General features: G+C 49.9%; 9 protein-coding genes. All 9 read left to right on the top strand.

From position 1 onward, the window contains the following. Nucleotides 1–5: 5 nt before the first annotated feature. Nucleotides 6–1,136, top strand: a complete 1,131-nt coding sequence (locus tag KTG12_RS14500; protein ID WP_138272473.1) for an acyltransferase family protein — start codon at nt 6–8, stop codon at nt 1,134–1,136. Nucleotides 1,137–1,212: 76 nt separating this feature from the next. Further along, nucleotides 1,213–2,430 carry an L-serine ammonia-lyase gene (locus tag KTG12_RS14495; protein WP_005638314.1) on the top strand — a complete coding sequence of 406 codons (1,218 nt, stop codon included), beginning with the start codon at nt 1,213–1,215 and terminating at the stop codon, nt 2,428–2,430. Then, nucleotides 2,431–3,429, top strand: a complete 999-nt coding sequence (locus KTG12_RS14490) for a glycoside hydrolase family 43 protein (protein WP_005648840.1) — start codon at nt 2,431–2,433, stop codon at nt 3,427–3,429. Between the two features lie 74 nt (nt 3,430–3,503). Then, the gene (locus KTG12_RS14485; RefSeq protein WP_227225797.1) at nt 3,504–3,680 is read left to right on the top strand and encodes a hypothetical protein; all 177 of its coding nucleotides are present in this window, start codon (nt 3,504–3,506) and stop codon (nt 3,678–3,680) included. Nucleotides 3,681–3,820: 140 nt separating this feature from the next. Continuing rightward, the gene (locus KTG12_RS14480; protein WP_005638309.1) at nt 3,821–4,630 is read left to right on the top strand and encodes an IclR family transcriptional regulator; all 810 of its coding nucleotides are present in this window, start codon (nt 3,821–3,823) and stop codon (nt 4,628–4,630) included. A 6-nt stretch (nt 4,631–4,636) separates the two neighbouring features. Further along, nucleotides 4,637–6,412: a YncE family protein gene (locus KTG12_RS14475; RefSeq protein WP_138272474.1), complete on the top strand. Its 1,776-nt coding sequence runs from the start codon at nt 4,637–4,639 to the stop codon at nt 6,410–6,412. Beyond that, complete coding sequence (locus KTG12_RS14470; protein ID WP_155143818.1) at nt 6,409–7,503, top strand: endoribonuclease L-PSP; 1,095 nt, start codon at nt 6,409–6,411, stop codon at nt 7,501–7,503. Before KTG12_RS14475 ends, KTG12_RS14470 begins: the two co-directional genes overlap by 4 nt. A 128-nt stretch (nt 7,504–7,631) precedes the next feature. Continuing rightward, entirely contained in the window at nt 7,632–8,393 is a 762-nt protein-coding gene (locus tag KTG12_RS14465) for a hypothetical protein (RefSeq protein ID WP_005638305.1), read from the top strand. Nucleotides 8,394–8,422: 29 nt separating this feature from the next. Further along, nucleotides 8,423–12,418, top strand: coding sequence for an SUMF1/EgtB/PvdO family nonheme iron enzyme (locus tag KTG12_RS14460; RefSeq protein ID WP_005642801.1), 3,996 nt, complete (start codon nt 8,423–8,425; stop codon nt 12,416–12,418). Nucleotides 12,419–12,440 lie beyond the last annotated feature (22 nt).

Here is a 12,440-nt window from a genome sequence, read left to right as displayed (position 1 = left end):
TCATCATGAAACCATCTTATCAACGCCTGGAGTCGCTCGACGTGTTACGTGGCTTCGATTTGTTTTGTCTGGTGGCGCTGGAAGGGGTTCTGCATCCTCTCGGACGTGCGATAGATGCGCCTTGGTATAACGATTTTTTGTGGTGCTTCTCGCATGTGCAGTGGGAGGGGTTCTCTTCGTGGGACTTGGTGATGCCGCTCTTCATGTTTATGGCGGGCGTGTCGATGCCGTTCGCCCTTTCCCGATATAAAGTGATGCCGGATAAATGGGCGGTCTACCGTCGTATCGTCAAGCGGGTGGCCTTGCTCTGGATCTTCGGTATGATGTGCCAGGGAAATCTTTTAGGATTGGACCCGGATCGGATTTATCTTTATTCGAACACATTGCAGGCAATTGCGATGGGCTATCTGATTTCGGCAATGCTGTTCCTGCATGTGCGTCTGTCCGTGCAGATCGGGACGGCGGTCGCCTTGTTGTTAGCCTATTGGGGAGCCATGCAATTTATTACGGTCGATGGTTATGGAGGTGGCAACTACACGCCGGACGGTAACCTGGCGGAATGGGTGGACCGTACGGTCCTGGGACGATTCCGCGATGCTGCTGTTGTGGAGAACGGACAGATCGTATTTGCCGGATCTTATCGTTATACCTGGATATTAAGCAGCCTGAACTTTGGCGTGACGGTGCTGACCGGAGTTTTTGCCGGGCATATCTTGAAGAGCGGAATGGACCGGAAGCACAAATGGCAATGGCTGTTAGGAATCGGTGTGATAATGGTTGCGCTGGGCTGGCTGTGGGGCTTGCAGTTGCCGGTGATCAAGAAGATATGGACGAGCTCGATGGTGTTGGTCAGCAGTGGCTATTGTTTCCTGTTGATGGGCTTGTTCTATTATTGGATCGATTATAAGGGACACCGGAAGAACCTGACTTGGTTGAAAGTCTACGGCATGAATTCGATCGTGGCCTATATGCTGGCTAACGTGATTAGTTTCAGATGTATAGGAACTTCTCTTTTTCATGGCCTCGAACAATATACAGGAAATTATTATCCGGCTTTGATTGCAGCGTCGAACGCATTGATTATTTATGTAATTTTGTGGCTGCTTTATAAGCGGAATATATTTTTGAAAGTGTGAAAAGATTTATAATTTATCATCAATGCATAAACTATAAATCGTAAATTACAAATGATAACTCATAAATCTCAAAACAATGGAATCGATCAAGCAAATATACAGGATCGGTCACGGGCCGTCCAGTAGCCACACAATGGGGCCGATGCGTGCTGCCCGGATGTTCCTGGAACGCAATCGGGGAGCCGTACGTTTTAATGTTACGCTCTATGGGAGCCTGGCGGCTACAGGCAAAGGCCACATGACGGATGCGGCAATTCTCGAAGTGTTGAGCCCGGTGGCCAAGACCAATATCACTTGGGAACCGAAGGTGTTCCTGCCTTTTCATCCGAACGGCATCCTCTTCCAGTCGTTTGACGAAAGCGGAGAGGAACTGGATAACTGGACGATTTACAGTATCGGGGGAGGGACGTTGGCAAACGAAACCTACAACGAGTTGACGCAGGGCCAGGTTTACGAAATGCATACTATCAAGGATATACAGGCCTGGTGTGAAAAAACCGGCCATTCCTACTGGGAATATGTCGAACAGTGCGAAGGTCCGCAGATATGGGACTATCTGGCCGAAGTATGGGAAGTGATGCAACAAGCAGTCCGTAATGGCCTCGAAGCCGAAGGCATCTTGCCCGGCGGTCTGGGAATCCGGCGTAAGGCATCCGACTATATGATCCGTGCCAAAGGTTACGGCAGCAGTATCAAAAGCCGTGGGATGGTCTATGCGTATGCTCTGGCCGTTTCCGAGGAGAACGCTTGCGGAGGCAAGATCGTGACGGCCCCGACCTGCGGTTCGTGCGGTGTCATGCCGGCTGTGCTTTACCATCTGAAAGAGTCCCGCGACTTCCGTGACTCCCGTATCTTGCGTGCGTTGGCGACAGCCGGGTTGTTCGGTAATGTGGTCCGTACGAATGCATCCGTTTCCGGGGCCGAGGTAGGATGCCAGGGAGAGGTCGGTGTGGCTTGTGCGATGGCTGCTGCTGCGGCCAGTCAGTTGTTCGGGGGGACGCCTGCACAGATCGAGTATGCGGCCGAGATGGGGCTGGAGCATCACTTGGGACTGACTTGCGACCCGGTTTGCGGGTTGGTACAGATTCCTTGTATCGAACGCAATGCCTTTGCGGCAGCCCGTGCGCTGGATGCGAACACCTTCTCCAATTTCTCCGATGGCAAGCACCGTGTAAGTTTCGACCAGGTGGTGGAAGTGATGCGTCAGACCGGAAACGACCTGCCGAGTCTCTATAAGGAAACATCCGAAGGGGGGTTGGCTAAGAATATGGAACAGAAAAAATCTAACTCATAAATGAAAAAAAGTTTATATGTGCTATTGTGTGCTGCCGCATTAGTTTCGTGCGGACAGCCGAAACAGCAACAGAAGGCTGTTGCTGATGTCGTGACCAGTGGTAATCCGATATTCGAGGGCTGGTATGCCGATCCGGAAGGGATCATTTATGGTGATACCTATTGGGTTTTCCCGACCTGGAGCGATGCGTATGAGAAGCAGACTTATTTCGACTGTTTTTCATCCAAGGATTTGGTGAACTGGACGAAACATTCGTCTGTGCTCGATACCTCCGCCGTGAAATGGGCGAAGAAAGCCATGTGGGCGCCGTCTATCATCCATAAGGATGGCAAATATTATTTTTTCTTCGGGGCCAACGACGTGCATGAAGGTGAAGTAGGAGGAATCGGGGTTGCCGTCAGCGACCGCCCGGAAGGTCCGTATAAGGACCTGTTAGGCAAACCGCTTATCAACGAGATCGTAAACGGGGCACAGCCGATCGACCAGTTCGTTTTCCGTGACGATGATGGCCGCTACTATATGTATTACGGCGGTTGGGGACATTGTAATGTCGTTCGCCTGAACGACGATTTCACCGGGTTGGTTCCTTTTGAAGACGGGACGGTCTACAAGGAAGTGACACCGGATAAATATGTGGAAGGTCCGTTCATGTTCAAGAAGAACGGTAAGTACTATTTTATGTGGAGCGAAGGGGGCTGGACAGGTCCCGATTATTGTGTCGCTTATGCGATTGCCGATTCGCCTTTCGGACCTTTCAATCGTATCGCCACGATTCTCCAGCAGGATTCGACAATCGCGCGAGGAGCCGGGCATCATTCCGTATTGCATGTTCCGAATACTGAAGATTATTATATCGTCTACCATCGCCGCCCGCTGAACGACAATACTCGCGACCACCGTGTGACTTGTATCGACCGGATGACTTTCGATGAGAACGGATTTATAAATCCTGTTAAAATGACTTTCGAAGGTGTTCCCGCCCGTACAATAGATAAGTAAGATTTGGTTTATCTCTAAAAGATATTAAAACAGGAGTGTAGCTGTTGCGCTCCTGTTTTTTTATATTGCTTTTGATGCGTGTGTCAGACATATTGGAACATTATTGGATTATTGGTTTTATCCTGCTCACGACAGGTACCTGTATCGCCTGGCTTGTATATGGGTTGATGTCGGTAGGCAATAGGGGGATCATCTACCTGTTCGTAGTGTTCTTTAACATACTGGCCATCGTCAGCTACAAGAAGAGTTGAAAGTTGCTATTTGCATTTTCACTTTCACCTTTCAACTATAATGTGTTTTACGACATACTTAACTAATTTTTACAAACATCCTGCTTGCATTTATGCGCTCTCTTTTATATTTGATTCAAATCTGAAACAATATTTCAAATATGGAAAGCGTTATTCCAAATATGGAAAAAGCAGAAGAGAACTACAAGGTTCCGAATCTCGAAAAAGGGATCGCTGTACTTGAGTACTTGTCGCTTCACACCCAGGGTGAGACGCTTCAGGATATCAAGTCCGCCCTTGATATTTCACAGACTACGGCCTACCGTATTTTAAATACGTTGGTCCGTCTGGATTATTTGATCTATAATGAAGACACAAAAAGGTACAAGTTATCCCGTAAATTACTAACTTTGGGATTCAGATCGTTGAATGAACACAATTTGCTGGAAACTGTTTTGCCTCGTTTGCGCGATTTGCGCGACCAAGTGAAAGAGACGGCATGCTTCGGCGTGCTGGGGGACCGGAAAGGTATCTTTATCGAGCAGGCGCAGGGACATCATACGTTCCGTTTTATCCTCTCGCCGGGAAAACCTTTCGATTTGCATTGTTCGGCTCCGGGAAAGGCTATCATGGCTTATTTGCCGAATACAGTCCGGGACCGATATTTGTCTTATATGGAATTTACACGCTACAACGCCCGGACTATTACTACACGTGACGCTTATCTGGAGGAACTTGAGAAGGTCCGGAAATTGGGTTATGCCATGGATAATGAGGAAGAACTGAACGGTGTGATTTGCATCGGAGCGCCTATCTTTAATTATACGGGTTATCCTTGCGGGGCAATTTGGATTTCAGGCCCTAAGGACCGGCTGTCGAAAGAGGTCGTACGTGTTTCGGCAGACTGTATAAGGAAAGTGGCCCAGACGATTTCTCTTGAGTTGGGATATAGTAAAGCAAAAAAAATATAATATACCATGAACACACGAAAATACATGTTTAAAAACTCACTGGTGGCTTGTTTTGCCTGCTGTTGCATCTCCTTTGCTTCAGCAGGCAACCCACCGTTCTTCCCGACAGATGTCGTGGCGAACGCCAAAGGTGAGTTGCTGATGACAGATAAAGGAGTAAAGCGGGTGGATGTTTTTTCGCCTGATGGCAAGACATTGTTGCGTTCTTTCCCGATGGACGAAGCGCCTACGGGTATCCTTTTGGATGGCGACAAGGCATATGTGACTACATTCGGAACGACAGGCCATTTACAGATCCTCTCGCTCGAATCGGGCAGGGTGGAGGCTTCTATTCCGACCGGTTCGGGAGCATGTCATCCGATGTTCGGTCCGGACAAGAAGCATATATATGTATGTAACCAGTTCCAGACTACGATCTCCGAAATCGATCCGGTTGCGCGGAAGGTGATGCGTACGGTGAAGGCATTGCGCGAACCGAAGTCCGCCGTGTTCAGCAAGGACGGCAAATATATGTTCGTCACGAACTTCCTTCCTGCACAGCGGGCTGATCTCGATTATGTGGCCGCGTGTGTATCCGTCATCGAAATGGATGGCTTCACGAAGGTGAAGGACATCCAGTTGGCAAACGGAAGCAATGCCCTTCGGGGAATCTGTATAACTCCCGACGGCAAATATATATATGTATCGCACAACTTGGGGCGTTTCACCGTCCCTACATCTCAATTGCAGCAGGGATGGATGAACACGAGTGCTTTCAGCGTGATCGATGTCGACAAGCAGGAGTTCCTGGGAGCCATCGTCGTGGATGAACCCGAACGGGGTGCGGCCGGTATCTGGAGCATTGCCTGCAACGACGAGTCTGTTTTCATCTCCCATTCGGGAACGCACGAGGTCAGCGTGATTGACCATAAGGCGATGTTGGAGAAATTTCTGAACTATCCCAATAAGGCGGTGTTGGACTACGACCTGACTTTCTTGTATGGCCTCCGCGAACGTATCCCGCTGGAGGGGAACGGTCCTCGCAATATGATCCTGAACGGTGACAAGCTGATTATCCCGACTTACTTTGCCGATATCCTGAACATCATGGATATCAATACGAACGAAGTGACGTCTGTCGAACTGAATCCCGGACGTGAAGAAACGGCTGAAAACAAGGGTGAACGCTACTTCAACGATGCTTCGCACTGCTTCCAGAATTGGCAGAGTTGTAATGGCTGCCATCCGGGAGACGGACGAACGGATGGCATGAACTGGGACTTGATGAACGACGGTGTCGGCAACTCCAAGAACTGCAAGAGCATGCTCTTTAGTCATGTGACTCCTCCCAACATGATTTCCGGTATCCGTGAACATGCGGAACGGGCTGTGCGGGCAGGATTCAACTTCATCCAGTTTTTTGAAGTTTCGGAAGAAGATGCTGTTTGTGTGGATGCCTATTTGAAATCACTTCGTCCCGTGCCCAGTCCTTACTTGGTGAATGGCGAGCTGTCTGATTTGGCAAAGGAAGGGCAAAAGGTTTTCGAAAAGCTGAAATGCGGGGAATGCCATAGCGGTGTTTATTATACGGATATGAAATACCACCGCATAGGTGAGGATATAGAGTTCGAAAAAGGTTGGGATACTCCGACTTTGCGTGAAGTGTGGCGTACGGCTCCCTATTTGTTCGACGGACGTGCCGCTACCATGAAGGAAGTGTTCAGTGTCCATAAACACGGCATCGAGAAGAAAGTTTCAGAGAAAGATATCGAAGCATTAACCGAATATGTGAACTCTTTATGAACTATTGCGATAAAATACATTATAATATTTATACGACCGGACTGGCTACTTTCGGTGAAATGGTAGACGCCCTGCTGGCACAGTTGCCTCAAGACGAACAGATTCTCCGTTTGGCATTCTTCGGCATGCCGAACGACAACGAACAATACGTCTCCCGCCGCATCATGCTGCGTGAGAAAATCCGTAAGTTTTATGGGAATCATGAACCGGTATTGAGTTATGTTTCCCAGCCACCTCTGAATGCCGGACTGATCTTGGAAGTCCATAGCTACAAAGCGGACGAAGACGATCATATCACCTTCCGCCGTCACGGCGGCTTCCCGTATGTCGTACTGGAAAATGCCGATGGCCGTTTCCTCTTTGCCGGTGGCCTCCATGGGGATGTGATAAACTTCGGTATCCAGCAGCAGTCCGCCGAAGTATTCCACATGATGGGAGAGGTGATGCGCCGGGAAGGCTTCCCCGTAAACTGCATCATCCGCCAGTGGAACTACATCGAGCAGATCACCCGCTTCGACGGGCCGGACCAGCATTACCAGATGTTCAACAACGCCCGTGCCGATTTCTATGGAAAGACGGACTGGAGCAACGGTTATCCGGCTGCTACCGGTATCGGGGCCAACTTGGGAGGCATACTGGTCGATTTGGATGCGGCCGTGTTCGCCCATTCCGAATGCTATGCCACCCCGATCGACAATAAATTGCAGATAGCCGCCCACGCCTATTCGGACCAGGTCCTCGAAGCTGCCCAGCAGAAGAAAGCCACTCCGAAGTTCGAACGGGCCAAAAGCATGACTTTCGATGACCGGCGGATCGTTTATATTTCCGGTACGGCAGCTATCCGCGGGGAGGAAAGCCTGGTTGGAGTAGGGCTCGGACGCCAGCTCCATATCACGATGGAAAACATCGGCCAGCTGATTGGTAAGGCGAAACTGAAAATGCTGCGTGTCTATCTGAAAGAGAAATCCTTCTATGAGGAGGCACGCGAACTGCTGGAAGGATATAATTTGAATATCCCCATATCTTATATGTGGGCGGACGTTTGCCGGGATGAGTTATTGATCGAAATAGAAGGGATCGCCATCGAGTAAACGTTTCATAGGCATCAAACAAAAGTTTCCTCGTATGGAAACAGTCGTTTCACCCTATGGAAACAAAGTTTCTCCGGTAGGAAATAGGTACAGAACAAATATTACTAACTAAATAAACAAGAGAAAAAATGAAAAAGAATCTTATGAAATCGGCCGCTATGGGAGCCCTCCTGCTTTCGATGGCTGCATGTAACGGCAAAACATCTACTGGCGAGGCTACCTGTTGCGCAGCGGCAGGCGAAGGACAATGCACCGAACAGTGCGGAAACGACTGCAAGAATGAATGTAACAACAATGCTAACTGTAAAATTAATAAAGAAATGAAGTATTCAAAGAAGTACACAAATGCCGATTTCTACAAAGACGGCAAGTTCCAACAGGATGTTGCTATGGAAGCAATGAAAGACATGTTCGCTTTCTACGGTGTTCCTTTCACCGAACTGATGGCTAAGGACATGTGGGTGACTGATTTCGGTCTGGGTGATTTTGAAAACGTGGGTATGGGTGGTATTTTCTGGGTCAACGATCCTGAATACGGCTACTTCGCTCACGCGATCTACCTGCTTCCGGGACAGATGATCCCCGAACATGCGCATGTAAAGACCAAATTCCCGGCTAAACATGAATCCTGGATGGTAGAAAAGGGATGGGTTTACAACTTCTCTGAAGTAGGCGACGAGACTCCGAACGCTCCTGCTATCCCTGCTACCCATGGTGCGATCAAGAGCAAAAATTTCGTCGTACAGAATGTAGGTGATGTTCTTCGCCTGAAAAAACTGGAAACATTCCACTTTATGATGGCTGGTCCTGAAGGTGCTATTGTTGATGAATGGGCATGCTACCACGATAATGACGGCTTGCGCTTCACCAACACGAAAGCTGCGTTATAATAAGTAATAAACACCTTATAATTTATTACATGAACAAATACTATTTATTAGTATCACTCTTTCTGTCCTCTTCTGTTATGGTGTCTGCCGGCCCCAAGCAGAAGAAGGCGGAAACGTGGATTGATGCTTCAGTCAAAGCCAAAACGGAATTACAGGCAAAGCTGAAGAAATCCGGAATGCCGATCGTTTCTACCTGGATGAAGCATAAGGCGAAAGCCGAACCTTTCGTGGTAGACTTGAAAGGCGTGGATAAGCTGGTGCTTGTAACGGCCGGTGGTCCCGATGGTACGGATTACGACCAGGCTGTATGGGCGAATGCCCGTTTGATCAAAGCCGATGGTACAGCCGTATGGTTGGACGAAGTTCCTTATGAATACGGTGTTGCCGGTTGGGCAAAACCCAAGATGAACACGAATGCATACGATCATGAGATCGTTATTGCTGGAAAGGAATACAAACACGGTGTGTTCTGCCATGCGAACGGCACGTTGGTATACCCGGTGGGTGGCCAGTATGTCCGTTTCGAAGCCGAAGTCGGTATCGATGATACTTCAAGTGGCGGAAGTGTGTTTTTCCAGGCATTGAATACGGTTCCGACCTTTGTGGCGGAAGAATTGAACAACAAGTATCCGGAAGAAATCGGTATGCTGGGTGCGGTACTGGACGGCCTGGATACCTGGTTGATCACCCCGGATGCCTCAGTCGAAAAGCAGGCTGCGGATAATGCGATCGCCCGATTGAAGGACGGAGCCTACTATTCGAATGTGGCAAAGCAGATCGCAAACGAAAAAGATCTCAATACACAGATACGCAAATATCTCGAACTGGTTGAGAAAGTACAGGAGCTGTACACGCTTCAGAGCGATTTGGAATGGCTGAACGTCGAGGCTGTCAAATTGGCTTTCGCCGATATGAAAAAGCAGAAAGGCTACGACGCCGCCAAATACGAACCGATGCTGAACGAACTGGTACGGCTCGAAAAGAAAGGTTTCAAAGGCATCTATAACGGTGACGAACAGGCTATCGCCGATGCCAAGAAAGCATTGGAATGCAAACGTGCCATCTTGCTGGCTAACCCGTTGCTGGATGCCGACAAGATCGTGGCAGCCCGTTTCAAGGTAGGTTCAAAGGCACACCAGATCATGACTCCTTCCTTGGGGACTCAGGCCAATAACTGGAGTAACCAGGAATCTGCCGGTCGTGAGGGCTTCGATGCCGAGATCGTCGAACTCTCCAATCTGCGTGGCGATATACAGATGCGTCAGGTCTACAAACCGAAAAACGGTTCTTCCATCGCTGACCTGAAACTGCATTGGGACGGTGACCGTGTGATGTTCACACAGACACAGGACGACAAGCGCTGGAACATCTATGAAGTGAATCTGGATGGGACAGGCTTCAAGCCGCTTGTGGAAAACGACGAGCCGGATCTGGAGTTCTACGATGGTACTTACCTGCCCGACGGTCGTGTGATCGCTATCTCCAACATCGGTTACCAGGGTGTTCCTTGTGTGAACGGTAGCGATGCGGTAGGTAACATGGTGCTGTATGACCCGAAGGACAAGAGCATGCGCCGCCTGACATTCGACCAGGATGCCAACTGGAATCCGGTCATCATGAATAACGGCCGCGTGATGTACACCCGCTGGGAGTACACCGACCTGACCCACTACTATTCCCGTATCGTAATGCACATGAACCCGGACGGAACGGAAAACAAAGCCCTCTACGGTAGCGGTGCGATGTTCCCGAACAGTACGTTCGACGTGCAGCCGTTGCCCGGCCACGGTTCGGCGTTCGTCGGTATCATCTCCGGCCACCACGGTGTGGCACGTTCAGGCCGTATGATCATCTTCGATCCGACCAAGGGACGTAAGAGCACAGCCGGTATGGTACAGGAAATCCCTCACCGTAACCGTCCGATCAAAGAAGAAATCAAGGACCAGCTGGTAAACGGTGTATGGCCGCAGTTCATCAAACCGACTCCGCTGAACGACAAATACTTCCTGGTTGCAGCCAAGTTGGACCCGCATGCCTTGTGGGGACTCTATCTGGTGGACGTCTACGACAACGTGACCTGTCTGATGCAGGCAGAAGGCGAAGGCTATATCAGCCCGATCCTGGTGCGCAAGACAAAGACTCCTCCGTCCATTCCCGACCGTGTGAAACTGAATGAAAAGGAAGCGACCTTCTTTATTCAGGATATCTACGAAGGAGAAGGTCTGAAAGGTATTCCTCGCGGAACGGTCAAGTCTCTGCGTCTGCATGCTTACGAATATGCGTATGTAAAGACTCGTTCCGACCATAACTGGCATGGAATCCAGTCCGGTTGGGATATCAAGCGTATGTTGGGGACGGTTCCTGTCGAAGAAGACGGTTCCGTGATCTTCAAGGCTCCTGCCAATACACCGATCTCCATCCAGCCTTTGGATAAGGACGGCGTGGCTATCCAGTGGATGCGAAGCTGGGTGACCGGTCAGCCGGGCGAAGTGGTTTCCTGTATCGGTTGTCATGAAGACCAGAACCAGATCGCGATCCCGAAACGTGTGATCGCTTCGCAGAAAGCTCCGTCTGCTTTGACTCTGCCCGAAGGCGGTACACGCTCTTTCACGTTTGACCTGGAAGTGCAGCCGATCCTGGACCGCGCTTGTATTGCTTGTCATAACGGTGAAGGAAAAGCGTTCGACCTGCGGGGTGGAAAGAAAGACAAGCTAGGTTATGGCACGTCTTATCTGAACTTGCATCCGTATGTGCATCGTCAGGGAGGCGAAGGCGACATGGTCGTTTTGCAGCCGTACGAATATCATCCCAACACGAGCGAATTGGTACGCTTGCTGAAGAAAGGCCATCACAACGTGAAACTGACCGATAAGGAATGGAAGACGCTTTATAACTGGATCGACTACAACGCTCCCGACAAGGGTTATTTCAATGCGAACGTATTGACTGATCTTCCTTATAAGGGATTCGACCAGATCAAGCGTCGTAAGGAATTGACCGACAAGTATGCGAACGGAGCCGGTGTCGACTGGAAGAAAGAAATCGCCGACTATGCCGACTACCTGAAGAAACAAGGCCCGATCACCCCGGTAATGCCTGAAAAGGCCGCTCCTGTAAAGGAAAAGACCTTGAAGGTGAAAGGTTGGCCTTTCGGTGCTGACCGGATCAAGGAAATGCTGGCTAAGGAGAAGGAAACCCGTAAGGTGGTTGAGATCGCTCCGGGTGTGAAAGTCAATTTCGTCCGTATCCCGGCCGGTGAATTCGTGATGGGTAGTTACCGTGGCGAACCGGATGCTTATCCGACTGCCAAGGTGAAGATCGACAAAGCCTTCTGGATGGCCGAGCTGGAAACGACGAACGAACAGTTCAACGTTGTCTTCCCGGATCACGACAGCCGTTTCGTCGATCAGCAGTGGAAAGACCACGTGGTTCAGGGATATCCGGCCAATAAACCGGAACAGCCTGTTATCCGTGTCAGCTACAACGATGCTATGGAATTCTGCCGGAAACTGAGCGAAAAGACCGGTCTCAAGATCACGCTTCCGACAGAAGCACAGTGGGAGTGGGCTTGCCGCGCCGGTAGCGACCAGGACTTCTGGTATGGCGACATGCATGCGGACTTCGGCAAGAAGGACAATTTGGCGGACAAGACAACGCTGTTGTTTGCCGTTTACGGTGTAGACCCGCAGCCGATGGCGAAGACCAACCCGTGGTACAAGTACTATACCTTCCTTCCGAAAGAAGAGAGCGTGGACGACGGTAACCTGGTCCAGGTCGGCGGCAAGGCTTATGAGGCCAATCCCTTCGGTCTGTACAGCATGCACGGAAACGTAGCCGAATGGACCCGTTCCGACTATGTATCGTATCCGTACAATGAGAAGACGAAAGAGACATCCGAATACAAGGTGGCCCGCGGCGGTTCTTATATCGACCGTCCGAAATATGCGGCTTCCCATACGCGTAAGGCTTACTATCCGTACCAGCGTGTGTTCAACGTCGGCTTCCGTATGATCATTGAAGATTGATAATGAAAAGGTATAGATGATA

The organism is Parabacteroides sp. MSK.9.14, from assembly GCF_019041495.1.
Taxonomy (GTDB): Bacteria; Bacteroidota; Bacteroidia; order Bacteroidales; family Tannerellaceae; genus Parabacteroides; species Parabacteroides merdae.
The sequence above is the reverse complement of the archived record's forward strand: the minus strand, read 5'-3'. Positions and strand labels throughout refer to the sequence as shown.